A 25,991-nucleotide genomic window follows, 5' to 3' on the forward strand; every position below is an offset into this window, starting at 1 on the left:
GAATCAGACTTTACATTTTAAGTAGAGCCGTACAATACCTATTAGTTTTTTATTAAGAGGTAAGCGATGAAAATTGCTGTCGCAGGGACAGGTTATGTCGGTTTGTCCAATGCAATGTTACTAGCGCAAAACCATCAAGTGGTGGCTTTAGATGTTGTAGAGAAGAAAGTTGAGTTATTGAACAACAAAGTGTCACCAATTGTAGATGCAGAGATAGAGGACTTTCTTACCAATCGGTCGCTAAACTTTGTCGCGACCACGGATAAGCAACTCGCCTATCAAGATGCTCGTTTTGTGGTGATTGCGACACCGACTGATTACGATCCGGTGACAAACTACTTCAATACTTCGTCAGTGGAATCTGTGATAAAAGATGTCATGTTAATCAACCCTGATGCAGTGATGATCATTAAGTCCACCGTTCCAGTTGGTTATACCGAACGTGTTAAACAAGAATTAGGCTGTGACAATCTGATTTTCTCTCCGGAATTTCTTCGCGAAGGTAAGGCACTTTACGACAACTTACATCCATCACGTATTATCGTAGGTGAGCAAAGTGAGCGTGCACAAGAGTTTGCTAACTTGTTGGTTGAAGGGGCACAGAAGCAGGATATTGAAGTTCTGCTGACTAACTCCACTGAAGCAGAAGCGGTTAAGCTGTTCTCCAATACTTATCTTGCTATGCGAGTTGCTTACTTTAATGAGCTAGACTCGTATGCTGAAGCGCATGGCTTGGACAGTCGTCAAATCATCCAAGGGGTTGGCTTAGACCCGCGTATTGGCAATCACTACAATAACCCTTCATTTGGCTATGGTGGCTACTGCTTGCCAAAAGACACTAAGCAGCTACTTGCAAATTACCAAGAAGTTCCAAACAACATTATTGGTGCGATCGTTGAAGCAAACCGAACGCGCAAAGACTTTGTCGCAGACGCTATTCTTAAACGCAACCCTGAAGTGGTGGGTATCTATCGCTTAATTATGAAAGCTGGTTCGGACAACTTCAGAGCCTCATCCATCCAAGGCATTATGAAGCGACTGAAAGCGAAAGGGATTACCGTTGTGGTTTATGAACCTGTGCTGGAAGAAGACGAGTTTTTCCACTCCAAGGTCATTCGCGACTTGGAAGCGTTTAAAGCGCAGTCGGATGTTATTGTTTCCAATCGCATGGCTGAAGAGTTGGTCGACGTGGCAGACAAAGTATACACCCGCGATTTGTTTGGTTCTGACTAGCTAAAACCCCTTAACAAATAAAGCTCCAAATGGAGCTTTATTTGTTTTTGAGATGCTGATGAACATATTGCCTTATATACGGAACTACTTCCTCCTCAAACCACGGGTTTCTTTTTAGCCACAGCGTGTTTCTCGGTGACGGATGAGGTAAAGGCAGGTAATGAGGTGCCCATCGGTGCCAGTCTTTAACCGTTTCTGTCAGTGTATTCGGTTTGTCATCTAGGTAGTAATTCTGCGCATATTGCCCGATGAGTAGCGTCATGCCGACGTTTGGTAACTGCTTTAGAATTGCACTATGCCAAGTTGGAGCGCACTCTTTTCTTGGGGGAAGGTCGCCGCTTTTTCCTTTCCCTGGGTAGCAAAGCCCCATCGGCATAATCGCAATTTGTTTCTTGTTGTAAAACTGGGCTTTGTCCAACTGTAACCACTCCCTTAGTCTATCACCGCTGGGGTCATTCCAAGGAATGGAGGTTTGATGTACTTTCAGCCCTGGTGCCTGACCTATAATGAGCAGCTTTGCTGATGGGCTTGCTTGAATAACGGGGTTACAGCCATGCTCTAAGTGAGGCTTGCAGATATCGCATTGTCTAACTTGATATAAAAGTTGTTCTAGTTTGCTCATGCTGGGCCGCTTAATAACCTTTGTCTATATCTACTTGGTTTAGTAGCGCAAACCCATCTCGCCATCTTTGGAAGTTCTCAGCAAAGATATCAACGACCTGCTCAGGAAAACTTAAGGCAGCTATGTGCGGGGTAATGGTGATGTCGCGGCGAGCCCAGAAAGGGTGTTCATTAGGTAGGGGCTCCGTATCGAACACATCTAAGTAAGCGTGAGCAAGCCATTGGTTATCTAATGCGTCCGATAGTGCCGATTCGTCAACTGCACTCCCTCGCCCAACATTAAACAGCAAGGTTTGGCTGCAGTAGCTTAGACTTTCTCGATTGAAAATATGATGGGTTTCTGGCGTGTTCGGCAGGGTGTTAACAATGACATCGGCGTTTTTGAACGCCGTGGCCAACTCTTGGATATGGTAGGTGGTATCAAATGGACTGTTTTTAGCGGGAATTCCGCTGCGATTTACCCCTGAGACATGTATGCCGAACGCTTTTGCGGTAGTGGCTAAATAGCTGCCAATCGAGCCTGTGCCAAGAACCACCATTTTTAAATGATTCAATGATTGATAAGGCATAGGGTGCCAAGTCGATGCTTCTTGTTGCTTGGCGTAGTGCTTAAAGTGGCGCTGATGCTGAATAAGATAACCGAGTACGTATTCCGATATTTGCTGGCCGAAGATGCCTTTCACATTGGTTAATTCACCACTAAACTCATCTAAAGACGGAAGCAGTGCATCAACGCCAGCGAATATGGATTGAATCCACTCAACATTGGGAAACTGCTCAATCTGCGATGAGGCGAGGGGAGGAGAGGCCAATAGTATATTCGCCTCTTCGCGAGAGGTGCTGATCTCTAAGTCTGGCAAATTGGCTTGTTCGAGTAACGCTTGGTACTTCGAGTCATCTTCCGTCAGAAGATACACTTTATAAGTGAAATTGTTCATCGGCTTGCTTTTTTCCCTGCTGGTTATCAAGTACACTTTCGCTGTTTATTTCAACAGACCCTAAGAGTCGCTATGCTACAGAATCCTCTTCAACTTCGCCTTGAGAAGTTTGAACCCTGGAAACAGATTACCTTTATGGCGTGTCTATGTGAACGCATGTATCCAAACTATGCCATGTTTTGCCAAACGACAGAGTTTGCGGAAGCGAGAATTTACCGCGATATCCTAGATAGCATCTGGGAGCAACTAACGGTGAAAACCGCTAAAGTGAATTTTGAGCGCCAGCTTGAAAAGTTAGAAGAGATCATTCCTAGCTCTGAGGATTTTGATTTTTACGGTGTTTACCCAGCCATTGATGCGTGTGTAGGTTTGTCGACGCTAATTCATGGCTTGCTGGATCGCGATTACTTGTATGAAAACATGCAAAAACTCAGTCAACAATCGGTGATGACGGTAGCACAGCTAGAAGAAGCTCAAACGGGCGAAGAAATTACCAACGAGAATCAAAAAGATAATGAAGCTGTTTGTGCTGAGTGGGACGTACAGTGGGCCATCTTCCGTCCGTTGAAGGATGCGCAAGAGCGTGATATTGAGTTGATCAAAGACCTGCGCGCTGAGCTCAAAGATGAAGGCGTGAGTAATATCGGGATTGCGGTGTAGGGAGCTCTCTTGCTCTGTTAATGTTTGATAGCAAAAGGGTTGATGCATGACATCAACCCTTTTGTTTTAGTTGTCTTCTTTCTTCGAGTTTTGGTCGTCCGACTCGTCATCATCGTCGTCACGATTCTCGATTACGCCGTGGCGCTCTTTCCACTTTTCCCAACGCTCAAAAGCCAGCTCTTGCATATCTGTGGTGCGATCGGCTTCGTCGACAATTTCTTCTCCGACTAAGTGCTCGAAAATATCTTCTAGAGTCAATATACCTTGAACCGTGCCATATTCATCGACAATCATCGCCAACTGCAAACGGTTCGCCATCATCTGTTCGAACGCTTTCGGTAGCACAATCGTATTCAGTAGCACATGCACTGGACGCATCACCGAACCAAGTTGTTTTTCACCACAGCCGCTTTGTTGTAGCTTGAACAGCTCCAAACGGTGTACAAAGCCAATGATGTTGTCTGTTGACTGACTGTAAACCAAAGGTCGTGAGAATGGAGTATCGCGATACTCGCTCAAGAACTGGTTGATACTCATCTCTGCGTCTACTCGGAAAACGACAGGGCGAGGAGTCATCACTTGTGTCACAGGGACATCTTGGATGCCCAATAGATTGTTTAAGATTTTGGTTTCACCCTCTGCAAACTCACCGCTCTCCTTGGCTAGAATTGCCATCGCAGACAGCTCGTCGCGCATTTTTGGTGCTTCATGACCGCTAGCCAAGCGTTTGGTGATTTGTTCCGAGAACCAGACAAATGGAGTCAGCGCCCATACCATCCAACGCAATGTGGTCGCGGCTGTAGGCGCGAGTTGACGCCAGTAAGTTGCACCTATGGTTTTTGGCACGATTTCAGACAGGAGTAGGACCGCAAACGTGAGGACCGCAGAGAAAACCCCTAACCACTGGCTACCAAATACGGCTGCTGCCTGCGCACCTGCAATCGCTGCACCAATGGTATGAGCAATAGTATTCAGAGTTAAGATTGAGGCCAGTGGTCGGTCGATGTCGGTTTTGAGCTTGGTTAAAGCCTCTGCCGCAGGGTGCCCTTGCTGGCGCAATTGAGCAATATAGCTAGGTGAAATACTTAGAAGCACCGCCTCTAACACAGAGCAAACAAACGATACGCCAATGGCAACAGAGACGTATAGAGCTAGCAGAAACATAACTTTCCTATGAAGATTAATGTATGACCGACACTTCTCAGCGAGTCGGGCTTGGTATTCTTGTTATACCCGAAAACGGTGCCAGTATCACGACCGAAATTGGTATTCAAGCCAACGGGATTTTCACGCTTTACAAGCCTGGTCTGATTGGTTTTTATCCGCTCTAATGCCTGTAAAATCAAGCTTCTCAGGCTTTGAGTAAGCTATAAATAAGGTCGAAATTGGTTAAAAACAAGGGATCAATTCGCTCTGGCTGGTAACAAATTGTGAGTTAATACTCAGATTATGGTTAAAAGTACGTCATGAGAGCGAAAGATCGCTTACAAACCTTTGCCAGATGGGGCATTTATGCTTTAGAGTGAGTTGAATTCGATAACATATGAGAAGGGAAACCTAATGAACAAGACCCAATTAATCGACTTTATCGCAGAGAAAGCAGACCTATCTAAAGCGCAAGCTAAAGCTGCTCTTGAAGCAACTCTTGATGGTGTGACTGATGCACTTAAAGAGGGTGACCAAGTTCAACTAATTGGTTTTGGTACATTCAAAGTTAACCACCGTGCAGCTCGTACTGGTCGTAACCCAAAGACTGGTGAAGAGATCCAAATCGCTGCAGCAAACGTTCCTGCGTTTGTATCAGGTAAAGCGCTGAAAGACGCTGTAAAATAATTAATACAACGACTCCAGAGTTTTTTGCTGGAATTGTTTAAAATACGCCAAGGTAGCCTCTATCTTGGCGTATATTTTTATTATGAAGAAAATTTTATTGTCAGCACTGGTTGGCGTTCTTGTGACTGGTTGTTCATCCGGTCCGTCAACGGCAAACCTTGAACAGTTCTCTGAATATACTGGTGGGCGCTCTATGGGCGACGCCACTAGCCTATATTGGTACACAGAGCGGCTTTCCAATCCATTTACCGCAGCAGATTATGTTACGGCAGGCGATTACGGTTGGTATAAAACCAGTTACCGTTGGTCAGAAGCGCAGTTGCGCGAACTGGTGCGTGAAGGTGAGCAACGTAACGATAACCAAGAGTTGGTGTCGTACCGAATTCATGTGCGTTTTAACAAAAATGGTGAGGCGGTTTATCAGCAGTATCGATTAGATGGACGAGTATTGCCCGTCAGTCGTGATAAGTTGGCTTGGCTGAAACAAGAAGCGCTTGATATCGCAACCATTAGTAAGCAGCAGGAAAAAGATGGCCTTGAGCTTATCCAAGGGTATTGGGATGGCAGTACTTTTGAAACCTGTTCAGAGAATAACTACTCAACGATCGAGTTCAACCAGACTTTGCCTAGCTTCGTTGTTGATCGTTTGTCTTCAGTCGACAACTACATTGCACTTTTAGGATCAACTCGCGGAAACAAAGTGACGGTCAAAGAGCTCTTGATGCTGGCAGAAGATAGCCAAGATTGCATTGAGCGTCCGAATTTAATCGAAGAATAAACCGACTATCGAGATCAAAAAGGCGCTCATAAAGAGCGCCTTTTACCTAATGTGCCAACTGAAATTGCTGTCTACTTCTCTTGCTCACGTGCAATCGCACGGTAGCCGATGTCGTTGCGGTGGAACATACCATTCCAACTAACCTGCTTAGCTAGTGCGTAAGCGCGCTCCTGAGCTTCTGAGACGCTGTTTCCTAGTGCTGTTGCACACAATACTCGACCGCCATTGGTGACAACTTCACCCGCTGCGTTATTTGCAGTACCCGCGTGGAAAATCTTTTCACCTTCTGCTTCTGCCGCTGGTAGAGAGATAACATCACCTTTGGCGTAGTCCGCAGGATAACCGCCAGCAGCGAGGACAACACCGATAGACGCGCGAGGATCCCATTTAGACTCTGCTTCATCGAGTTTCTCATCGATAGCCATCAGGCATAGTTCAACAAGGTCAGACTCCATGCGCATCATGATCGGCTGCGTTTCTGGGTCACCGAAGCGGCAGTTGTACTCGATAACTTTCGGCGTGCCGTCTTTGTCAATCATAAGACCTGCGTATAGGAAGCCTGTGTATGGTGCGCCTTCTGCGTCCATGCCACGTACCGTTGGGTAGATAACTTCTTCAAGGATACGCTCGTGGATTTCAGGCGTTACCACAGGAGCAGGAGAGTATGCCCCCATGCCGCCAGTGTTAGGGCCAGTATCTTTATCGCCTACGCGTTTGTGGTCTTGGCTGGTGGCCATTGGTAGAACGCTTTTGCCATCGACCATTACGATGAAGCTCGCTTCTTCACCTTCAAGGAATTCTTCGATTACCACGCGGCTGCCCGCTTCGCCAAATGCGTTGCCTGCTAGCATGTCTTTGATTGCGTCTTCTGCTTCTTCAAGGGTCATCGCAACGATAACGCCTTTACCTGCAGCAAGGCCGTCAGCTTTCACTACGATTGGAGCGCCTTGTTCACGAACGTAAGCTAGAGCTGGCTCAATCTCAGTGAAGTTTGCGTAAGCACCTGTTGGGATCTTGTGGCGCGCAAGGAAGTCTTTGGTGAATGCTTTTGAGCCTTCTAGCTGCGCAGCAGCTTCTGTTGGACCAAAGATTGGAAGGCCTGCTTCGCGGAAAGCATCTACCACACCGATAACTAGCGGCGCTTCAGGGCCAACAATCGTTAGCTCGATTTTCTTCTCTTGAGCGAAAGCAACCAGCTCAGAGATGGCTTCAACGCCGATGTTTACATTCTCAAGCTTTGGCTCAAGCGCTGTGCCTGCATTACCAGGGGCAACGAATACTGTCTCAACATTTGGGTTTTGTGCTGCTTTCCAACCAAGTGCGTGCTCACGGCCGCCGGCACCGATAATCAATACATTCATGTTTTAAAATCCTTATAGCTGCTTCAGAGCCTTTATTTCTGTGTCAAACATGCTCACTTATAGTCATAAGCTCCGCATGCTTTCCTTGAACTAAAATCACTGACTTGCTCTACGTATTTCAAATATTGGAATATTTAAAAAACAAAATTATAAGTTTTGCTCAAAGTAGTTGGTGATGTGGCTAGGCAGCAATTGAGCCCATCCCCGGGAGCATAGCTCGCTATGTGACCGGGGTGGGCGAAAGCAGCTAACGACGCCACAGTGCCAAATACGAAGAGGATATTAGTGGCGGAAGTGACGCATGCCCGTAAAGATCATCGCCATGCCGTGTTCATCTGCTGCTGCGATAACTTCGTCATCACGCATAGAGCCGCCTGGTTGAATCACACACTTGATGCCCGCTTCTGCAGCCGCGTCGATACCGTCGCGGAATGGGAAGAATGCATCTGATGCCATCACACAACCTTCGACTTGTAGACCTTCGTCTGCAGCTTTGATGCCTGCGATTTTCGCAGAGTAAACGCGGCTCATTTGGCCTGCGCCCACACCGATAGTCATGTCGCCTTTCGAGTAAACGATCGCGTTTGATTTCACGTATTTCGCTACTTTCCAGCAGAACAGCGCATCTTTCAGCTCTTCTTCTGTTGGCTGGCGCTTAGAAACCACTTTTAGGTCGTCTAGGCTTACCATGCCTTGGTCACGGTCTTGAACCAGTAGACCACCATTCACGCGCTTCACGTCAAAGCCAGTTGTCTTAGTTGTCCACTCGCCACACTCGAGTAGACGCACGTTCTTCTTAGCTGCTACTACTTCAACTGCTTCAGCTGATACAGAAGGGGCGATGATCACTTCAACGAATTGGCGCTCAACGATTGCAGATGCTGTTGCTGCGTCTAACTCTTGGTTGAACGCGATGATGCCGCCAAATGCTGACGTTGGGTCAGTTTGGTATGCGCGGTCGTAAGCTTCGAGGATGTCTTTACCCAGTGCCACACCACATGGGTTTGCGTGCTTAACGATGACACACGCTGGCTCGTCGAACTCTTTCACACACTCAAGGGCTGCGTCAGTGTCAGCGATGTTGTTGTAAGAAAGAGCTTTACCTTGGATTTGGCGAGCAGTAGATACTGATGCTTCTTCAGGGTTTGATTCAACGTAGAAAGCGGCTGCTTGGTGGCTGTTCTCACCGTAGCGCATGTCCTGCTTTTTCTCGAATTGCTGGTTGAAAGTACGTGGGAATTTAGACTCTTCGTCACCCTCTTTGTTCTCACCGTATGATGGAACCATAGTGCCGAAGTAGTTCGCAATCATGCCATCGTAAGAGGCTGTGTGCTCAAATGCTGCGATAGCAAGGTCGAAGCGAGTGTCTAGAGTCAGAGACTTGTCGTTTGCGTCCATTTCAGCGATAACGCGGTCGTAGTCGTGAGCGTTCACAACGATAGTCACATCTTTGTGGTTCTTCGCTGCTGAACGAACCATAGTTGGGCCGCCGATGTCGATGTTCTCTACCGCGTCCGCTAGCGTGCAGCCTTCTTTAGCAACGGTTTCTGCGAATGGGTAAAGGTTTACTACAACCATGTCGATTGGGTTGATGCCGTGCTTTTCCATTACGTCGTCATCTTGACCACGGCGACCTAGAACACCACCATGAACTTTAGGATGTAGAGTTTTAACGCGGCCGTCCATCATTTCAGGGAAGCCAGTGTAGTCAGAGACTTCCGTTACAGAGATGCCTTTTTCTGCCAGTAGGCGAGCCGTACCACCAGTAGATAGAATATCGACACCGCGTTCAGCGAGTGCCTGAGCGAATTCTACAATGCCAGTTTTGTCTGATACGCTGATAAGTGCGCGGCGAATAGGACGAGCGTTACTCATGCTTCTATTTCCTCAAAGTCACAGTAAGATAAAGATGTTTGCCAAAAATGAACTTGTTTTTACTTTGCTCGTTGAATTAGCAGTAAAATATTGGCCAGTTTTGGTAAAGACCTTTGTTAGCACTATTGCTATTGGAACAGTCTCTGAGATTGATGGCGCGTATTCTAACCAATTTATTACAAAAAAGCTCGCGCAATCGTTTGGCATCGCAAAAATAATTGCAAATAACTCGCTCTTTGGCTTTAAACGTAACGAAAACGTTAATTAGGACAATTATGTTTCAGATTGGTGAATTGGCGAAACGCTGCGGTGTGACTGCAGATACGCTTCGGTTTTATGAGAAAAATCAGCTAATAAACCCCGCAGGCCGCAGTGAGTCGGGCTATCGCTTGTACAATGAGGAAAACCAGCGGCAAGTCAGCTTCATCTTGAAAGCAAAAGATTTAGGGTTGAGTTTGGATGAAATTAAAGAGCTTTTAGAGATAAAACTCGAGGCAACCGAGCACAGTTGCGCGGAGGTAAAAGCGATCACTACGGCCAAATTGAGGCTGATTGATGAGAAGATCCGTGAATTGACCAGAATTCGTAGTGCGTTGCGGAAGATAAATGATGCTTGCTGCGGCCACGTAGATGATGATGCGAGTCATTGTTCGATACTTGGTGCGTTGGCGGACGATGAGCGACACAGCGAATCGTGCTGTGATGAGGTGGCTCAAGTTAAGAAGCGATAAGGATTTTGGTTTTATTGCTGTCCGAGTCGATTTTCATATCGGGCAGGTTGGCATAATAGATCGTGACCTGATTGCGGCCAGTATGCTTGGAGTAGTACATGGCTTTGTCTGCTTGAACCAACAAGGTTTTGACATCAGAAAGCGTGTCGTCAGCTTCGGCAATACCAATACTGACGGTAGGATAAATCAGTTTGCCATCTACCTCACAAGGCGTCATTTCGATCGATTCACGAATACGTTCAGCAATATCATAGGCTTGAATTGCGCCAATCTTGCTGAGCATGATGCCAAACTCTTCTCCTCCTAATCGGCCAATAGCATCGCTAGAACGAATCTGCTGTTGGCAGATGCGTGCGACGTGAGCGATCACCTCATCTCCCGACAAGTGACCCACTTGATCATTGATCTCTTTAAAATGGTCGATGTCGATCATCAAGTAACTGACGTGCTCTTTAGCTTGTCTGGCTGCCATAAAGGCTTGATCGAGCTCTAACATGAAAGCTCGGCGGTTGAGAACCTTAGTCAGTTCATCCGTTTCAGAGAGACGCTTTAAAGTTTGCTCACGCTGATGAGCATCGGTGATATCTCGTTCTTGCCACAAAACATATTGCCTACCTGCAAGCGTGCAAAGCGGCTTGATTGTCGCTTCAAACCAGGCTTCACCATGCAGTTGATCCAACTCTTCAATTGAGAGCTGTTGGCAGTCGAGAGGCGAAATGGCGTATTGAATGACGCTTGGTTTCTGAGATTTAAGGACACTGTTGAGTGCTTGCAGTAATTCTTCTGCTTTAGGCTTGCTTAGAGTTGTGCTCAGAGAGCTTGTCTTTGACGTATCTAGGCGAGTTGCGTGGAACGTACCACCAAACCCTTCGACAAATTGACCATATTGATCGAGTACAAATAGCTGTTCGGGGAGCTCATTCAGCAATAGCTGAAGCCATTCTTCCCGTTGCATATCAATCATGTAGTTCAATCCAGATCACCAAAGAATTGACCATTATATAAGGGTGGTTGTTGTGATCAATCTCAATAGATCACACTTTGATTATAATTTAGTCAATAAGTACTACGTTCGGTACGAGCTACAAAATTTCGGACTAACAGAAAAGAAAAAGCCGAATCGGTAAGATTCGGCTTTTCCAAAGTCAGAAATAATGCACTAACGAATTAGTTCATGCCGTATTTCTTAAGTTTCTTGCGAAGAGTACCGCGGTTGATACCCATCATCGTTGCTGCGCGAGTTTGGTTACCGCGAGTGTACTGCATGATAGTATCTAGTAGTGGCTGTTCAACTTCAGCTAGAACTAATTCGTATAGCTCTGTTACTTCTTGGCCGTTTAGTTGTGCCAAGTAGTTTTTAAGAGATGCTTTAACAGAGTCACGTAAAGGCTTTTGAGTAATCTGGTCTTGTGACGTTACTGTAGTTACTGTTAATGCTTCTGAAGTCAGATTTTGTTCGAACATATTCGGTCTAGCTCTTCTCTTAATTATGATGCAACGTTAAACCCGTCATACCTGCAGCAATCGCCGCAAATATTTAGGCTAAATCAAAATAACCTTCTAATGCTTCAAGTTGCAGCTCTGCTACATCGATGGCATTGAAGGTACGGCGAAACTCACTTGCTTGTTCATGTTCTTTTAGGTACCAACCCACGTGCTTACGCGCGATACGTGGACCTAAATACTCTCCATAAAACTCATGGAGCGCATTCACATGACCAAGCAGGATGTCTTTCACTTCCGCAAGGGGAAGATCAGGCATCGTGGTGCCGTTTTCCAAAAAGTGTTGGATTTCCTGAAAAATCCACGGACGACCTTGGGCAGGGCGTCCAATCATCAAAGCGTCTGCCCCAGTGTACTCTAGGACAAATTTTGCTTTCTCTGGGCTATCGATATCACCGTTAGCAATAACCGGAATAGAGATCGCTTGTTTGACCGCTTTAATGCTGTCGTATTCGGCCTCGCCTTTGTACATACATGCTTTGGTACGTCCGTGAAGGGCGAGAGCTTGTATGCCGCAGTCTTCGGCTAATTTAGCGATTTGGACACAGTTTTTGTTGTCTGTATCCCAGCCAGTACGGGTTTTTAATGTCACAGGAACATCGACTGCATTCACCACAGCTTTCAGGATATCTTCGATGATATCTGGATACTGTAGTAGCGCAGAGCCGGCTAGCTTTTTATTCACTTTTTTGGCTGGACAGCCCATGTTGATATCGATGATTTGCGCACCGTTTTCAACACTAAACTGAGCAGCGTCGGCCATAAGCTGTGGGTCAGCACCCGCAATCTGTACAGAGCGAATGCCCGATTCGCCTTCATGTACCATGCGCTGCTTTGATTTTGAGGTTTTCCATAGTTTCGGATTAGACGACATCATTTCACTGACGGCCATACCCGCACCATAGCGGAGACACAACTCTCGGAATGGTCTATCCGTCACACCTGCCATAGGGGCAACGATGAGATTGTTCTTAAGTTGGTAATTTCCGATTTTCAAAATATCAAACAGCTTAGGACCAGTAAGGGCGCGCATTTTACGCATTTTTTAGCGCCGTGAAAAGACTAATATTTGAGCATTTACAAATTGTTTTCGCAAAATGCCCAAAAATCAGTCAATTAACTCGCAAAGTCTTGTCTAGCCTTGCTTGCGACCAGAGATGCGACACCATTCACTCTGCTCTTTGATAGGATCAATGTGAAGCTCGTCACGGTAATAGTTAGCAACATCTTCCGCTTGCGTATCCAAAACACCGGACATTGCCAGCTCACCATTTGGCTTCACCAATGACTTAATAATTGGCGAAAGATCGCGCAGAGGACCTGCTAGGATGTTCGCTACCACAACGTCGGCGATCAGGCCTTCAGGTTGATCTTGAGGAAGGAACACTTCCAGTTGGTCAGCAACGCCATTACGCTCTGCATTGTCTTTAGAGGCGAGCAATGCTTGAGGATCAATATCGATCCCGATGACTTTCTCAGCACCAAGCTTGATCGCAGCGATCGCGAGAATGCCCGATCCGCAGCCAAAGTCGATGACGGTTTTACCCGTTAAATCTAAGCCTTCTAGCCATTCAAGACAGAGAGCCGTAGTCGGGTGAGTACCAGTACCAAAGGCCAAACCTGGGTCTAACATTACGTTGACCGCGTCAGGCTCAGGGATGTCACGCCAGCTTGGGCAAATCCATAGACGCTCACCAAATTTCATTGGGTGGAAGTTATCCATCCACTCACGTTCCCAGTCTTTATCTTCAAGTTGCTCAACTTTGTAAGCAAAGCCTTCAGGAAGTAAACCGCTGAGCTTAGTTTGCTCAATGATGAAGTTGGTGTCAGCCTCTGCATCATAAAGTGCAAGGATATCAGTATCACCCCACAAGCGTGTCTCACCCGGTAGAGGCTCGAATACAGGAGTATCGTGAGCATCTAGAAAGGTAACAGAAAGGGCGCCCGTTTCTTCCATTAACATATCGCCGATCTGTTCAGCGTTATCATTGGTCGCGTTGAGTTTGATTTGAATCCAAGGCATGAGTATCAGCTCTTTACTTGATTGATGTGATTTGGCGCAGAGTGTAGCAGAAATTGGCCATTTTTATAGGTTATTAAATGCCCTAAACAAAAATGCCCACCGAAGTGAGCATTTGTTTAAGTGAGAGAATCTAGGTTTATTGCAGACCCAGTTTTTTCTCTAGGTAATGAATGTTCGCACCGCCGTGCTGGAAGTTCTCGTCATTCATAATCATTTCTTGCAGAGGAACGTTAGTCTTGATGCCTTCAACGATCATCTCGCCCAGTGCGTTTTTCATACGTGCAATTGCAACATCACGGTTCTCACCGAATGTGATCAGCTTACCGATCATTGAATCGTAGTGAGGTGGGACTGTGTAGCCCGTGTAGATGTGCGATTCCCAACGCACGCCCATGCCGCCTGGCGCATGGAAGCGTTCAATCTTACCCGGAGACGGTAGGAAGCGCTCTGGATCTTCCGCGTTGATACGACACTCAATCGCATGGCCGCGAATCTTGATGTCATCTTGCGTAAATGACAGAGGTTGACCCGCTGCAACACGCAACTGCTCTTTGATTAGGTCGACGCCTGTTACCATTTCAGTTACTGGGTGCTCAACCTGAATACGAGTGTTCATTTCGATGAAGTAGAATTCACCGTTCTCGTATAGGAACTCGAATGTACCTGCGCCGCGGTAACCGATTTCTAGACACGCACGAGTACAACGTTCACCGATGTACTTACGCATTTCTTCAGTAATACCTGGAGCTGGCGCTTCTTCGACAACTTTTTGATGACGACGCTGCATAGAACAGTCACGTTCACCTAGGTGGATAGCACCACCTTGACCGTCAGCAATCACTTGAACTTCAACGTGACGAGGGTTTTCTAGGAATTTTTCCATGTAAACCATGTCATTGTTGAACGCTGCTTTCGCTTCTGCACGCGTCATAGCGATAGCTTCAACCAGTTCAGCTTCGCTACGAACCACACGCATACCACGACCGCCGCCGCCACCAGAGGCTTTGATGATCACTGGGTAGCCGATGCGTTTCGCGTGCGCTTTGTTCTTCACTTCATCATTATCAAGCGGGCCGTCAGAGCCAGGTACGCAAGGAACGCCAGCTTTCTTCATTGCCGTGATCGCAGACACTTTGTCACCCATCATGCGGATGGTGTCGGCTTTAGGTCCCACAAAGATAAAGCCGCTGCGCTCTACTTGCTCAGCGAAATCTGCGTTTTCAGATAAGAAACCGTAACCTGGGTGAATCGCCACAGCGCCTGTCACTTCTGCTGCAGAAATGATGCGAGGGATGTTTAGGTAGCTGTCGATACCGCGAGCAGGACCGATACATACGGTCTCGTCTGCCAATAGGACGTGTTTTAGGTCGCGGTCTGCTGTTGAGTGAACAGCAACCGTTTTGATGCCTAATTCTTTACATGCGCGAAGAATTCGAAGTGCGATTTCACCTCGGTTCGCGATGACTAATTTATCTAGCATAAGAGAGAGCCTCTATTATTCGATAACAACAAGTGGTTGGTCGAATTCAACTGGTTGGCCGTCATCAACTAAGATAGCTGTTACTACGCCAGACTTGTCAGCTTCGATTTGGTTCATCATCTTCATCGCTTCAACGATACATAGTGTGTCGCCAGCGTTAACAGATTGACCCACTTCAATGAATGCTTTTGAGTCTGGGCTTGGAGAACGGTAGAAAGTACCTACCATTGGAGAAAGAACTTGATGACCCGCTGGTGTCGCTGGCGCTGCTGCTTCTGGAGCTGCGGCAGGAGCCGGTGCTGCCGCTGGAGCAGGAGCTGCTACAGGTGCTGGCGCTGCTGCGTAATGAATTGGCGCTGCAGGTGCTGCGCTGCCGCTACGACTGATGCGTACCGACTCTTCACCTTCAGAGATTTCTAGCTCAGCAATGCCAGACTCTTCTACTAACTCGATAAGCTTCTTGATTTTACGGATATCCATCTTTTCTTTCTCTTTTATCTTGTGAATAAGACAGCTCAATAGAGCTGCAGAGTGATTCTGTGACGTTAATAGCCAGTGACTTTAACGTTTGTTGGGTTAGCTTGCCTGCAACTTATTAATGGCTGCCGACAATGCGAATTCATAGCCTTGAGCCCCTAAACCACAAATCACCCCTTCTGCTTTATCAGACAGATAAGAGTGATGACGGAAAGGTTCTCGGGCATGTACATTGGATAAATGCACTTCGATAAATGGGATGGCAACGCCCAGTAGAGCATCACGTAGCGCGACACTGGTGTGCGTAAACGCTGCTGGATTGATAATAATAAAATCCACGTTGCCATACGCTGCGTGGATTTTTTCAATCAGTTCGTACTCGCGATTTGACTGTAGATGTTCCAGTTCTACATTGGCAAGTTGTGCTTGTTCGGTCAGGGAATCAATGATCTGCGAAAGCGTTTGAGAACCGTAGTGAGCGGGTTCACGTAGCCCTAGCAGGTTGAGATTTGGACCGTTTAAGACAAGAATGCGTGATTTTGCTGTCATTATGTCGCTATCTTCCTAGTACATGAGTCGAACTTAGATATTCCCATATTATCGTCGATTCAGCATGGTTTCTTTGTAAGAAATTCGGCCGGATCTTTGAAATAGACCCAGATTATAGCTAATTCAGCGCATTTAGCAGCAATTTACTGGTCTAATCAGCCAGAGGTGCGGGGCGATTTTGCAACCAAGGTAACAAAATTGGTCATTTTCGAGCCATTTCCTTGGGCGATTTTGTGCTCCAACAAACAAAAAAGTCGCCACATAAGCGGCGACTTTGGGTTTTGGTAGGTGTTTTAAACAGGTTTGGCTTATACCAGCTCTGCTTTCTCTGCGATGAGTTTATCAACCACGCTTGGATCGGCGAGCGTTGAGGTATCTCCTAGGTTACTGGTATCGCCCGTCGCAATCTTACGCAGAATACGACGCATGATTTTACCTGAACGCGTCTTCGGTAGAGAGTCCGTCCAGTGCAGCACGTCTGGTGTTGCGATTGGGCCAATCTCTTTACGTACCCAGTTTTTCACTTCTGCGTGCAGTTCTGCGCTTGGGAATTCACCATCATTAAGCGTGATGTAAGCGTAGATAGCCTGACCTTTGATATCGTGTGGGATACCGACAATCGCTGCTTCGGCAATCTTATCGTGTGCAACCAGTGCTGATTCGATTTCAGCAGTACCCATGCGGTGGCCCGATACGTTTAGAACGTCATCAACACGACCTGTGATCCAGTAGTAACCATCTTCATCACGACGAGCGCCATCACTGGTGAAGTACATGCCTTTAAAGGTAGAGAAGTAAGTTTGTTCAAAGCGGTCATGGTCACCATAAACCGTACGCATCTGACCTGGCCATGAATCTAGAATCACTAGGTTGCCGTCTGTTGCGCCTTCAATGATGTTACCCATGTTATCAACAAGCGCTGGCTGAACACCGAAGAATGGACGTGTTGCCGAACCTGGTTTTAGATCCGTCGCACCAGGAAGTGGGGCGATTAGGATGCCGCCAGTTTCGGTTTGCCACCAAGTGTCAACGATTGGAGAGTTTTCATTACCGATGGTCTTGTAGTACCACTCCCACGCTTCTGGGTTAATCGGTTCGCCCACTGAGCCCATGATACGTAGGCTGCTACGAGAGGTGCCTTCCACCGCTTCGTTACCTTTCGCCATCAGTGCGCGGATGGCAGTTGGCGCTGTGTAAAGGATATTGACTTGGTGCTTGTCGACCACTTGGCTCATACGGTTGGTGCTTGGGTAGTTTGGTACACCTTCAAATAGAATGGTCTTCGCGCCGTTTGCCAATGGACCGTAGATTAGGTAAGTGTGACCAGTAATCCAACCCACATCCGCGGTACACCAGAAGGTTTCCCCTGGTTGGTAGTCAAAGACGTATTTGAACGTCATTGCTGCATACACTAGGTAGCCGCCTGTGGTGTGAAGTACGCCTTTTGGTTTGCCTGTTGAGCCTGACGTGTAAAGGATAAATAGCGGGTCTTCGGCTTTCATCTCTTCTGGTGGGCAGTCTGAAGAGACGTTTGCTGTCGCTTCATGCCACCAAACGTCGCGGTGTTCGTGCCAGTCGATGTCACCACCGGTACGCTTCATTACGATCACTTTTTCGATGGTCTTCACTTCTGGGTTAGTCAGTGCTTCGTCAACGTTTTTCTTCAGCGGTACAGCGCGACCACCACGAACGCCTTCGTCTGCGGTGATGACGACTTTCGCATCTGAATCGATGATACGACCTGACAGGGCTTCCGGAGAGAAACCACCAAATACCACAGTGTGGACTGCGCCGATTCGAGTACAAGCAAGCATGGCAACGGCAGCTTCAGTCACCATTGGCATGTAAAGGCACACCACGTCTCCTTTGCGAACGCCTTGCTCTTTAAGTGCGTTAGCAAACTGACACACTTCTTTGTGCAGTTCTTTGAAAGTGAGTGTGCTGTCATCATTTGGATCGTCACCTTCCCAAATGATGGCAACGTCATCACCACGCTCGGCTAGGTGGCGGTCAATACAGTTAGCAGAAACATTGAGTGTGCCATCTTCAAACCAGCGGATATCAACGTGGCCTGTGTCGAAAGAGGTATTCTTTACTTTGGTGAAAGGCTTCATCCAATCGACGATTTTTCCGTGCTCGCTCCAGAAGCCGACAGGATCAGTGACCGATTGTTGGTACATGGCTTGGTAAGTATCGTTATCCGCGTGGGTATTTTTTTTGATGTTTTCTTTTACCGGATAGATATGGGCTTCACTCATTGCTTTTCTCCTTGTGCTTAATTCATTTGAATCGAGCAAGTGTCCGTTTTAAACGATAAGGTCACTCGACCCTGACGTTGTAAATTCCCTATGGCTATAACTTTCAATCACAGGCTGAGATTCGACAATTAGACTTTAGGATGAGAGAGAGACTTATGCTTAAAAATTAAGGAATTAAAACGCAAATTGAGAACTCGGTCGTATGATAATTTATCTGACGTAAGGCAAATTTAGGCTAGGAAGATCACCTTTTGTTAAGCGGACAAAGACCAAGGCTGCGGAAATGGCGTCTTGCAGAGCGTCATGTTTATCCTGCATTGGTAAGTCCAGGTGCTTGCAAATGGCATCCAGACTCAAGTCAAAATACGCATTGGGTAAATGGCGTTCGAGTTTGTCGTGATAAATCTGGCTCACTTCAATCAGCGGGTTGGGGAGGGGAAACCCAAGGTGGCGGCGACAGGCTAAATCGAGAATTTTTTTATCATAACGGATGTGATAGCCCACTAAAGGGCGATTGCCAACAAACTCGAGTAATTTAATCAGAGCCTGTTTTTCATCGAGCCCATCGACCAAATCTTGATGGCGCATTTGATGAATCTTGATTGAGCTAGAGTCCAACGATTGAGGCGCTCGTAGCCGCACTTCAAAGGGGCGGCTGGTTATGATGCGGTTATCAATAATCTTGGTGGCCGCAATGGTCACTAGCTCAGCTCGATTGGGATCCAAGCTGGTGGTTTCGCAGTCTAACGAGACATACTCGCCTTTTTGTAGCGTGCCAAACAGCGGTCGATAGGGCGAGCCTTTCAACTTGAGATACCAATAACGACGCTGAAGCCAGTTCATCGCGGTCTCCCTTAATCCCGTATCTGATAATGATAGCCAAGAAACTGTTTGAATTTCTTAACCACGTGAAAACTATGACGCAGCAGATCGCGCTCGGTGCGTTCAAGTTGTGTTAAATCGATTCGATTACTGCTGTGTTGATTGGCCAGCTGCTGACCAAGACGTAATTTAAAAAATAACTTGAGCGCTTCGTTAAGGTTATCGGCGGTATCATGTTCGAGAATCCGCTTGGTGCGCAATGCTTCAATACGATCAAAGGTATTGCTCTCTTCGATGCCGTATTCGAGAGCCAACGTACGCACGCCGTGGACGATAGGAAAAATGCCGCCACTTTTTAAATCGACCCCTTGCTTGTCCTTTTTTACGTTGCCAAACAGAGTGAGGGGCAAAGAGAATTGCAGCGCTGGTCGGCAGAAGTCTTGCAGTGCCAACATATTGTTAAGCATCAATTCTCGAAGGTGGTGTCTTACTGGGGCAAGCAGCTCTTTGTTCCCCGCGACGGCGTGGGCATCGGTAAAGATCGCCAGATCCATCACCTGCTCAGATGAGGTGGGTTTGGACCACTTGGTGAGCACTTTTTTCCAATCCGTTTGGCTCTTGACCCATTTAGGGTTGTTGACCATGACGTTGCCGGGGCAGAGTGGGTAGCCTAGCTGTTGCAGTGTGTGCGTCAGTTGATCCATCACCTTTTCACACTGGTGCCAATGCAAACCATCTTTGATGATTAGAGCGTTGTCTTGATCGGTTTTTAGGATTTGTTCTCCACGCCCTTCTGAGCCTAGAACGACCAAACAACAGTGGTCGTGAAGGGCAGGAGGAACAATCAGTTCAAAGGCTTTTTCGATGATTTGCTCATTGACCGCAGAGATAAGCTCCATGATAAATCGGGTGCGGATACCGTTGCTTAATAGGCTATCGACCAATTGACGCTGGCGGTTTGAAGCCATCGCCAGCTCTTCTACGCTGGATGAGCGAGCAATACTCAACGTCAGGACATGGGAGTGGGTTGAAAACGCACTTAAGATTTGCGTCATGTCCAACATGCCCACCGCTTCTTTTCCGTCAGCGACCATGACTCGCTTCATGCGATTACGCGTCATTTTGATCATGGCGTTGAAGAGAAAGTCACCGTCGTCGATGTGTACCACAGGGAAAGTGGCAATGCGCCCAACGGGGGTATCTAACGGATGATCATCGAGCATCACCGCATGCAGCATGTTAGTGCGTGTGACGATGCCATAAGGCAGATTGTGTGGGTCATCCAATAAGCGAATGTCGTCGTCATGCAGTCTGACCAATGCGGAGTCCAAACCGTTCTCTTTTAAGGTTTTGGTGACTTCATTCAATGGTTGTTCTGGCTGCAAAATCATTGGTGGGTGATAAATGCCACGGTCGACTTTGGTCAGAATAAACTCGGCTAAATTCTGTTGCTGCTGCGCCGCTTCAATCAGCTCTTGCCGTTTGGCTAGGTTGGTATCGAAGTAGGCGGCAAACTGGCCGTTTTCATTATAGAGCTCAAGAAAAACCGACTTAGGTAACAAGTAGACGAGGGTATCTTCAAGGGCGACATAATGATGTTTGGCTTGCCCCTCAAATAAGGCGCGCACATCAAATAAATCGTCATTCGCGTAGTGAGCAAAGATCTCTTGGCCATCCTCGCTGCGCTCTTCAACCGCCCCCTTGATCAAGATATAGAGATGCTGGCTGTCACTGTTGGCCTTTAAAATGACCTCTTTTTCGCGAAAGTAAGCCACATCTAATGAGGCGCGCAGTGAGGTTTGTTGTTTCTCATCTAAGCGATCAAACGGTGGGGATTGCATGTTAAATTTGTCTGGCATGAGCGACCTACAAGTGTGCAAGAGACCATAGAGTAAGTGTGCCTGATCTGGTTGGATTCGCCAGACGACTTTGGTCGAATTGGGTTAAACGCTGTTTTTCAGGGCTAGCCAGTTGGACAATAAGGGAAAAGGTAATAGGAATAATCTTCCCTTTTAACTGGGGTAACAACGTGGATAATAGGGTTTCTGTTCTTTAGCAATCCGAGGTAACGATGCTGACCCCTACCCCCTACGGCTGGATATCCCAGTATTTTGTTGGTTTTTTCTTTGCGTATGGTGTCTATTTGCCGTTTTGGGCCTTGTGGTTTGAAGAGCAGGGCGTCTCTCCGACCGATATTGGTCTTTTGGTTGGTATTGGTTTTGCGACCCGCTGTGTTGCTAACTTAGTGTTGACGCCGCGACTTCATAAAGTCGAGCATTTAATGCCAGCATTACGTTGGTTAAGTTTTGCCTCGTTACTCTTTATTGCATTCCATTTCTTCACCGGCGGTAGCTTCTGGATGATGGCGCTGGCGACGGTGCTATTTAATCTCTGCTGTGGTCCGGTTGTCCCGCTGTCCGATGCGATGGCGAATTACTACTCTCGCTTGAAGATGCTTGATTATGGTCGCACTCGCTTGTGGGGCTCGATTGCGTTTATTGCAGGCTCGACCGTGGTGGGCTTTTTAGTGGCTCAATATGGCAGCGATATGATTCTGTTTACCGCATTGGCGGGGATAGTGTCGGCGCTTATCTTCTCGATGCGCAGCATCAATCCAATGCCAGTAACGGAAGTCGAAGAACACACCGAAAGACCCAAGTTGATGGACTTGCTTCGTGAAGGGCCAGTAGTCAAGTTTCTTGTCTTGGTCGCATTGATTCAAGGCAGTCACGCGGCATATTACAGTTTCAGTTCCATTTATTGGAAAGAAGCGGGGTACTCGGAAGATATTATCGGCTACTTGTGGAGCCTAGGTGTGGTCTCTGAAGTAGCAATCTTCGCGCTGAGTAAGCGTTTGTTCTCTGGGTGGACACTGCGTGCGTTGTTTGTGGTGGCCGCTATTGGCGTTATTGTGCGCTGGGGCTTAACGGCATCAACGACGATGCTGTTGGCGTTGGTGTTGATCCAGCTGTTGCATGGCGTGACGTTTGCGATTGGCCACATTGCCGCCATCCAATACATCCAAGATTCAGAACCACGCAAAATGGTGGCGCTCCAGGCGCTGTACAACGCGATTCCTTTGGGCGCCTTTATTGCGTTAATGACGACGCTAAGTGGTTGGGGTTACGAGCACTGGGGGGCGAATGTCTTCTGGGCGATGGCTGCAATGGGTGTACTGGCGTTGTTTATTCGTGTTGAACCTAAGGTGAAATCGCCACGCAAGGTTATGGAGCCTGAACCACAGAATTAACCCTGTCTGATTGAGTTCAGTAGATATCCTTAGTTAAATGAAAGCTCTCCATGATGGAGGGCTTTTTTATTGATGATAAAAAGAGAATCGACGATTCGATAAGGATATCTGATGCAAGGTTGGTTGGTGATCTTAGTGTCGCTGCTGTATCTAGGGCTATTGTTTCTCATTGCCTGGTACGGTGACAAGCAGACGAAGTGGTTGGCAAAATGGCGACCATGGATTTATAGCTTGTCGATTGCGGTTTATTGTACTTCTTGGACCTTCTATGGCACGGTCGGGCAAGCGAGTAATAACCCTTGGTCTTTTCTGCCCATTTATATCGCCCCGATTATTGTGTTTACCCTTGGGTGGCGAATACTTGCGCGTTTGATCATTACCGCAAAACGCGAACACATTACCTCAATCGCCGACTTTATTGCTGCCCGCTATGGTAAGTCGCAAGGGTTAGCGGTGGTCGTCACCTTAATTGCGGTCGCGGGTATCTTGCCGTACATTGCCCTTCAACTACGCGGCATTACCATGGGGCTCGAGATCATCGCGCCTGATCTCGCGGACAATGTTTCCGGGCAAGGGTTTGATGTCTCTTGGTTTGTTGTCGCCGCATTAGCCATCTTCACTATGCTGTTTGGTACTCGTCATATCGATAACACCGAGCATCATCGCGGCATGATGATGGCCATCGCATTTGAATCTTTGCTTAAGTTAGTCGCTTTCTTAGTGGTGGGCTGCTTTATTCTCTATCTTGCGCTCAATCGCAGTGACATAGAACTGCTCGACATCGCCTCGCAAACCTATCAATCCCCTAACATCCCAACCTTGGTAATTCACACCTTGCTGACCATGATGGCGATCGTCTGTTTGCCGCGTCAGTTTCATACCATGGTGGTGGAGAATGAACGAGCGCAAGACCTGCACACGGCGCGTTGGTTGTTTCCTGCTTATTTGGTGTTGATGGGGCTGTTTGTTCTTCCTATTGCTTGGGTGGGGCAGAGTATGCTTTCTGGCGTCAGTGCCGACACTTATGTGATCAGTTTACCGATGGCTGTGGGGGCTCAAGATATTGCCTTACTCGCCTTCTTGGGCGGGACATCAGCGGCGAGTGGTATGGTGATCGTATCAACCATTGCGCTGGCGATTATGGTGTCGAACGATTTGGTGATGCCTCTGTTACTGCGCAGAATGCGATTGTCGCAGCGCAATCATCGTCATTTTTCAGGGCTACTGCTGATTATTCGACGCGGTCTTATTTTACTTCTCTTGCTTGGGGCATGGGGCTTTTATCAAGCTTTGGGCAATATTCACTCTTTGTCGGCGATTGGTTTTCTCTCTTTTGCTGCTATTACCCAGTTTGCTCCAGCCATCCTCGGTGGGATGTATTGGCGTCAGGGCAACCGAAAAGGCGCCTATGTTGGGCTTGGATTAGGGTTTACCATCTGGTTGATTACCCTGATGAGCCAAACCGACATGCTAGCCGGGGATGCCAGCAGCAACTTCTTATTGTGGGTCGTGACACCACCCGATCTATTAGAAAACGCCGGAATAAAAAGTTCCGATTGGGGCATTGTGCTCAGTGTGACCATCAACGCGATCAGCTATGTGTTGGTCTCTTTGGTTACTCGCTCAAGTTTGAGTGAGCGACTACAGTCTGCCTCCTTTGTCGGTACGCCGTTGCCGGAAAGTGAAAACATGAGTCTCTACCAAAGCCGAGTTACGGTCGGCGAATTGGAGATGCTCGCGTCTCGCTTTGTGGGCAGGCAGCGGGTGCGCAATGCCTTCAAACAATATTGGATGCAGCAGCATGAAACCATGTTGCCGAATCAACAAGCGCCTTCCACCCTCATTCGCCATACAGAGCGAGTGTTGGCAGGGGTATTTGGTGCCTCGTCAGCGAAGTTGGTACTTACGTCCGCTTTGCAAGGGCGCAATATGCAGTTGGAAGAAGTCGCAACCATTGTCGATGAAGCTTCTGAGCTGTATGACTTTAGTCGCGGGTTACTGCAAGGGGCGATTGAACACATTGGTCAAGGCATTGCGGTGGTTGATAAGCAGCTCAGGCTGGTGGCTTGGAACCAGCGTTATTTGGAGCTGTTTACCTTTCCGACGGGATTGATTCAGGTTGGTCGGCCGATTGCGGATGTGATTCGACACAATGCACAACAAGGACTCTGTGGCCCGGGCGATCCGGAAGAGCATGTACGCCGCCGTGTGTATCACTTGGAGCAAGGCACGCGTCATACCTCATCACGTATCCGTCCTGACGGGCGAGTGATTGAAGTGCAAGGTAATCCGATGCCGGGTGGTGGGTTCGTAATGAGCTTTACCGATATCACCGTATTTAGAGATGCAGAGCAGGCCCTAAAAGAAGCCAACGAATCCTTGGAGGAGCGTGTACACAAGCGGACTCAAGAACTGGAAAACCTCAATAAACAGCTTGTTGCTGCAACGCAACGTTCAGAGTTAGAGTCTCAATCGAAGTCTCGCTTTTTGGCTGCGGTGAGTCACGACTTAATGCAGCCGCTCAATGCTGCGCGTTTATTTGCATCGTCTTTGTCGGAAGTCGCGCAAGAAGAAGAGACCAAGAAACTCTCGCAACACATAGAGAGTGCGTTAGGCGCGGCGGAAGATTTGATTGGTGACTTGCTGGATATTTCACGTCTTGAGTCTGGGAAGCTAGATGTCAACGTGCATGCCTTTGCGATCAATGATGTGCTGGCTAACCTCAATGCGGAATTTAGTGCGCTCGCTAAGCAGCAGGGGATTGATTTCGAAATGGTTCCGAGCCAGTTGATCGTTCAGTCAGACCCAAAACTGCTGCGTCGCGTGGTGCAAAACTTCTTAACCAATGCGTTTCGGTATAATCCAAAGGGTAAGGTGGTGCTTGGCGTACGTCGCGTCGATGGCCAAGCTCGGATTGAGGTTTGGGACAACGGCACGGGCATTGAGGAAGAGAAGCAGCAAGAGATCTTTGAAGAGTTTACGCGCGGTAGCCAAGTGCGATCTGATCAAGGTCTGGGCTTAGGTTTAGCGATATCTAAGGGTATCGCGCATGTTCTCGGCCATCAGATTTCAATGCGCTCATGGCCGGGGCAAGGCAGTGTTTTTTCGATTACCTTAAAACGAGGGTTGGAGGCGCTCGTCCAACCGCAAGTGCAACCTGCGGCCCCCGTTTCTGACTTAAGTCACTTGAAAGTGCTGTGTGTGGATAATGAAACGGACATCCTGGTTGGGATGGAGAATCTGCTCGCGCGTTGGGGCTGTGACGTACGCACTGCAACGGATATTGTAACGAGTTTGAAATCCATCGAAGACAGTTGGCTTCCTGATGTGATTTTGTCGGACTATCGACTCGATAACGGTCGAACAGGCCTTGAGGTATTGCAGCAGTGCCGATTGCGTCTGGGAGACAGCTTTGAAGGTGTAATCATCAGTGCTGACCGTACCAACGACATGATGGATGGCATTAAGTCGAATGGGTTTGCCTTTATACCCAAACCAGTGAAACCGCTAAAACTAAGAGCAATATTGAATCGAGTCTAAGGCAGTTGGCTAGAAGAAAAAAGGGTTGGCATTTGTGCCAACCCTTCAATATTTCTTGA

General features: G+C 47.6%; 24 protein-coding genes. 9 read left to right on the plus strand and 15 right to left on the minus strand.

Annotation, left to right across the window (positions count from 1 at the left end; translation table 11 throughout):
* The first annotated feature begins 66 nt into the window (after positions 1–66).
* Complete coding sequence (locus tag RJ47_RS13450; RefSeq protein ID WP_039484398.1) at positions 67–1,233, plus strand: nucleotide sugar dehydrogenase; 1,167 nt, start codon at positions 67–69, stop codon at positions 1,231–1,233.
* A gap of 37 nt (positions 1,234–1,270) precedes the next feature.
* On the opposite strand, the gene RJ47_RS13455 is transcribed toward RJ47_RS13450, so the two are convergent.
* Together RJ47_RS13455 and RJ47_RS13460 are read right to left on the minus strand one after the other, a co-directional pair.
* The gene (locus RJ47_RS13455; RefSeq protein WP_039484400.1) at positions 1,271–1,855 is read right to left on the minus strand and encodes a uracil-DNA glycosylase family protein; all 585 of its coding nucleotides are present in this window, start codon (positions 1,853–1,855) and stop codon (positions 1,271–1,273) included.
* 10 nt (positions 1,856–1,865) lie between these two features.
* Positions 1,866–2,792, minus strand: coding sequence for a D-2-hydroxyacid dehydrogenase (locus RJ47_RS13460; RefSeq protein WP_039484402.1), 927 nt, complete (start codon positions 2,790–2,792; stop codon positions 1,866–1,868).
* A gap of 72 nt (positions 2,793–2,864) precedes the next feature.
* On the opposite strand from RJ47_RS13460, the gene RJ47_RS13465 reads away from it, so the two are divergent.
* Positions 2,865–3,452, plus strand: a complete 588-nt coding sequence (locus tag RJ47_RS13465; RefSeq protein ID WP_005471016.1) for a YjaG family protein — start codon at positions 2,865–2,867, stop codon at positions 3,450–3,452.
* 66 nt (positions 3,453–3,518) lie between these two features.
* Here RJ47_RS13465 and RJ47_RS13470 read toward each other — a convergent pair whose 3' ends face one another.
* The gene (locus RJ47_RS13470; RefSeq protein WP_038139167.1) at positions 3,519–4,616 is read right to left on the minus strand and encodes a CNNM domain-containing protein; all 1,098 of its coding nucleotides are present in this window, start codon (positions 4,614–4,616) and stop codon (positions 3,519–3,521) included.
* Positions 4,617–4,639: 23 nt separating this feature from the next.
* Between RJ47_RS13470 and RJ47_RS21260 the strand changes: the two genes are divergently transcribed.
* From RJ47_RS21260 to RJ47_RS13480, 3 genes are all read left to right on the plus strand, one after another.
* The gene (locus RJ47_RS21260) at positions 4,640–4,783 is read left to right on the plus strand and encodes a hypothetical protein (RefSeq protein ID WP_005471052.1); all 144 of its coding nucleotides are present in this window, start codon (positions 4,640–4,642) and stop codon (positions 4,781–4,783) included.
* 229 nt (positions 4,784–5,012) lie between these two features.
* Positions 5,013–5,285: a nucleoid-associated protein HU-alpha gene (gene hupA / locus RJ47_RS13475; RefSeq protein WP_005470906.1), complete on the plus strand. Its 273-nt coding sequence runs from the start codon at positions 5,013–5,015 to the stop codon at positions 5,283–5,285.
* An 82-nt stretch (positions 5,286–5,367) separates the two neighbouring features.
* Complete coding sequence (locus tag RJ47_RS13480) at positions 5,368–6,063, plus strand: DUF1481 domain-containing protein (RefSeq protein ID WP_039484407.1); 696 nt, start codon at positions 5,368–5,370, stop codon at positions 6,061–6,063.
* Between the two features lie 71 nt (positions 6,064–6,134).
* Here RJ47_RS13480 and purD read toward each other — a convergent pair whose 3' ends face one another.
* Both purD and purH read right to left on the minus strand, forming a co-directional pair.
* Complete coding sequence (gene purD / locus RJ47_RS13485) at positions 6,135–7,424, minus strand: phosphoribosylamine--glycine ligase (protein WP_039473111.1); 1,290 nt, start codon at positions 7,422–7,424, stop codon at positions 6,135–6,137.
* A gap of 282 nt (positions 7,425–7,706) precedes the next feature.
* Positions 7,707–9,299 (minus strand): bifunctional phosphoribosylaminoimidazolecarboxamide formyltransferase/IMP cyclohydrolase, encoded by a 1,593-nt coding sequence (purH, locus tag RJ47_RS13490; protein WP_039484411.1) that lies wholly within the window; start codon positions 9,297–9,299, stop codon positions 7,707–7,709.
* A 34-nt stretch (positions 9,300–9,333) separates the two neighbouring features.
* On the opposite strand from purH, the gene RJ47_RS13495 reads away from it, so the two are divergent.
* Positions 9,334–9,567: a hypothetical protein gene (locus RJ47_RS13495; RefSeq protein ID WP_150114104.1), complete on the plus strand. Its 234-nt coding sequence runs from the start codon at positions 9,334–9,336 to the stop codon at positions 9,565–9,567.
* A 7-nt stretch (positions 9,568–9,574) separates the two neighbouring features.
* Positions 9,575–10,030, plus strand: coding sequence for a Zn(2+)-responsive transcriptional regulator (gene zntR / locus RJ47_RS13500; RefSeq protein WP_005471139.1), 456 nt, complete (start codon positions 9,575–9,577; stop codon positions 10,028–10,030).
* Here the strand turns inward: zntR and RJ47_RS13505 are convergent.
* From RJ47_RS13505 to RJ47_RS13550, 10 genes are all read right to left on the minus strand, one after another.
* Positions 10,017–10,994, minus strand: a complete 978-nt coding sequence (locus tag RJ47_RS13505; protein WP_039484414.1) for a GGDEF domain-containing protein — start codon at positions 10,992–10,994, stop codon at positions 10,017–10,019. The genes zntR and RJ47_RS13505 overlap by 14 nt on opposite strands.
* Before the next feature lie 203 nt (positions 10,995–11,197).
* The gene (gene fis, locus RJ47_RS13510; protein WP_000462885.1) at positions 11,198–11,494 is read right to left on the minus strand and encodes a DNA-binding transcriptional regulator Fis; all 297 of its coding nucleotides are present in this window, start codon (positions 11,492–11,494) and stop codon (positions 11,198–11,200) included.
* Positions 11,495–11,567: 73 nt separating this feature from the next.
* Positions 11,568–12,530 (minus strand): tRNA dihydrouridine synthase DusB, encoded by a 963-nt coding sequence (dusB, locus tag RJ47_RS13515; RefSeq protein ID WP_039484529.1) that lies wholly within the window; start codon positions 12,528–12,530, stop codon positions 11,568–11,570.
* Between the two features lie 138 nt (positions 12,531–12,668).
* Positions 12,669–13,556, minus strand: coding sequence for a 50S ribosomal protein L11 methyltransferase (gene prmA / locus RJ47_RS13520; RefSeq protein WP_038139185.1), 888 nt, complete (start codon positions 13,554–13,556; stop codon positions 12,669–12,671).
* 136 nt (positions 13,557–13,692) lie between these two features.
* Positions 13,693–15,036 carry an acetyl-CoA carboxylase biotin carboxylase subunit gene (accC, locus tag RJ47_RS13525; protein ID WP_038139187.1) on the minus strand — a complete coding sequence of 448 codons (1,344 nt, stop codon included), beginning with the start codon at positions 15,034–15,036 and terminating at the stop codon, positions 13,693–13,695.
* Between the two features lie 15 nt (positions 15,037–15,051).
* Positions 15,052–15,516 carry an acetyl-CoA carboxylase biotin carboxyl carrier protein gene (gene accB / locus RJ47_RS13530; protein WP_038139190.1) on the minus strand — a complete coding sequence of 155 codons (465 nt, stop codon included), beginning with the start codon at positions 15,514–15,516 and terminating at the stop codon, positions 15,052–15,054.
* Positions 15,517–15,612: 96 nt separating this feature from the next.
* Complete coding sequence (aroQ, locus tag RJ47_RS13535) at positions 15,613–16,062, minus strand: type II 3-dehydroquinate dehydratase (RefSeq protein WP_005471140.1); 450 nt, start codon at positions 16,060–16,062, stop codon at positions 15,613–15,615.
* Between the two features lie 308 nt (positions 16,063–16,370).
* Positions 16,371–18,320 (minus strand): acetate--CoA ligase, encoded by a 1,950-nt coding sequence (acs, locus tag RJ47_RS13540; RefSeq protein WP_038192701.1) that lies wholly within the window; start codon positions 18,318–18,320, stop codon positions 16,371–16,373.
* Positions 18,321–18,530: 210 nt separating this feature from the next.
* Complete coding sequence (locus RJ47_RS13545) at positions 18,531–19,163, minus strand: 3'-5' exonuclease (protein ID WP_039484417.1); 633 nt, start codon at positions 19,161–19,163, stop codon at positions 18,531–18,533.
* An 11-nt stretch (positions 19,164–19,174) separates the two neighbouring features.
* Positions 19,175–21,001: a DUF294 nucleotidyltransferase-like domain-containing protein gene (locus RJ47_RS13550; RefSeq protein ID WP_039484420.1), complete on the minus strand. Its 1,827-nt coding sequence runs from the start codon at positions 20,999–21,001 to the stop codon at positions 19,175–19,177.
* Positions 21,002–21,213: 212 nt separating this feature from the next.
* Between RJ47_RS13550 and RJ47_RS13555 the strand changes: the two genes are divergently transcribed.
* Both RJ47_RS13555 and RJ47_RS13560 read left to right on the plus strand, forming a co-directional pair.
* Positions 21,214–22,392 (plus strand): 3-phenylpropionate MFS transporter, encoded by a 1,179-nt coding sequence (locus RJ47_RS13555; RefSeq protein WP_039484423.1) that lies wholly within the window; start codon positions 21,214–21,216, stop codon positions 22,390–22,392.
* Positions 22,393–22,503: 111 nt separating this feature from the next.
* Complete coding sequence (locus tag RJ47_RS13560; RefSeq protein WP_039484426.1) at positions 22,504–25,932, plus strand: PAS-domain containing protein; 3,429 nt, start codon at positions 22,504–22,506, stop codon at positions 25,930–25,932.
* Positions 25,933–25,991: the final 59 nt, after the last annotated feature.

Origin of the sequence: Vibrio sinaloensis (genome assembly GCF_000808535.1) — a bacterium.
Taxonomy (GTDB): Bacteria; Pseudomonadota; Gammaproteobacteria; order Enterobacterales; family Vibrionaceae; genus Vibrio; species Vibrio sinaloensis_D.

Bases quoted from the DNA above. Each gene is read 5' to 3' on its own strand.
- RJ47_RS13450 (WP_039484398.1), top strand. From the start codon at position 67: ATGAAAATTGCTGTCGCAGGGACAGGTTATGTCGGTTTGTCCAATGCA.
- RJ47_RS13455 (WP_039484400.1), bottom strand. From the start codon at position 1,855: ATGAGCAAACTAGAACAACTTTTATATCAAGTTAGACAATGCGATATC.
- RJ47_RS13460 (WP_039484402.1), bottom strand. From the start codon at position 2,792: ATGAACAATTTCACTTATAAAGTGTATCTTCTGACGGAAGATGACTCG.
- RJ47_RS13465 (WP_005471016.1), top strand. From the start codon at position 2,865: ATGCTACAGAATCCTCTTCAACTTCGCCTTGAGAAGTTTGAACCCTGG.
- RJ47_RS13470 (WP_038139167.1), bottom strand. From the start codon at position 4,616: ATGTTTCTGCTAGCTCTATACGTCTCTGTTGCCATTGGCGTATCGTTT.
- RJ47_RS21260 (WP_005471052.1), top strand. From the start codon at position 4,640: ATGACCGACACTTCTCAGCGAGTCGGGCTTGGTATTCTTGTTATACCC.
- hupA (WP_005470906.1), top strand. From the start codon at position 5,013: ATGAACAAGACCCAATTAATCGACTTTATCGCAGAGAAAGCAGACCTA.
- RJ47_RS13480 (WP_039484407.1), top strand. From the start codon at position 5,368: ATGAAGAAAATTTTATTGTCAGCACTGGTTGGCGTTCTTGTGACTGGT.
- purD (WP_039473111.1), bottom strand. From the start codon at position 7,424: ATGAATGTATTGATTATCGGTGCCGGCGGCCGTGAGCACGCACTTGGT.
- purH (WP_039484411.1), bottom strand. From the start codon at position 9,299: ATGAGTAACGCTCGTCCTATTCGCCGCGCACTTATCAGCGTATCAGAC.
- RJ47_RS13495 (WP_150114104.1), top strand. From the start codon at position 9,334: ATGTTTGCCAAAAATGAACTTGTTTTTACTTTGCTCGTTGAATTAGCA.
- zntR (WP_005471139.1), top strand. From the start codon at position 9,575: ATGTTTCAGATTGGTGAATTGGCGAAACGCTGCGGTGTGACTGCAGAT.
- RJ47_RS13505 (WP_039484414.1), bottom strand. From the start codon at position 10,994: ATGATTGATATGCAACGGGAAGAATGGCTTCAGCTATTGCTGAATGAG.
- fis (WP_000462885.1), bottom strand. From the start codon at position 11,494: ATGTTCGAACAAAATCTGACTTCAGAAGCATTAACAGTAACTACAGTA.
- prmA (WP_038139185.1), bottom strand. From the start codon at position 13,556: ATGCCTTGGATTCAAATCAAACTCAACGCGACCAATGATAACGCTGAA.
- accC (WP_038139187.1), bottom strand. From the start codon at position 15,036: ATGCTAGATAAATTAGTCATCGCGAACCGAGGTGAAATCGCACTTCGA.
- accB (WP_038139190.1), bottom strand. From the start codon at position 15,516: ATGGATATCCGTAAAATCAAGAAGCTTATCGAGTTAGTAGAAGAGTCT.
- aroQ (WP_005471140.1), bottom strand. From the start codon at position 16,062: ATGACAGCAAAATCACGCATTCTTGTCTTAAACGGTCCAAATCTCAAC.
- acs (WP_038192701.1), bottom strand. From the start codon at position 18,320: ATGAGTGAAGCCCATATCTATCCGGTAAAAGAAAACATCAAAAAAAAT.
- RJ47_RS13545 (WP_039484417.1), bottom strand. From the start codon at position 19,163: ATGAACTGGCTTCAGCGTCGTTATTGGTATCTCAAGTTGAAAGGCTCG.
- RJ47_RS13550 (WP_039484420.1), bottom strand. From the start codon at position 21,001: ATGCCAGACAAATTTAACATGCAATCCCCACCGTTTGATCGCTTAGAT.
- RJ47_RS13555 (WP_039484423.1), top strand. From the start codon at position 21,214: ATGCTGACCCCTACCCCCTACGGCTGGATATCCCAGTATTTTGTTGGT.
- RJ47_RS13560 (WP_039484426.1), top strand. From the start codon at position 22,504: ATGCAAGGTTGGTTGGTGATCTTAGTGTCGCTGCTGTATCTAGGGCTA.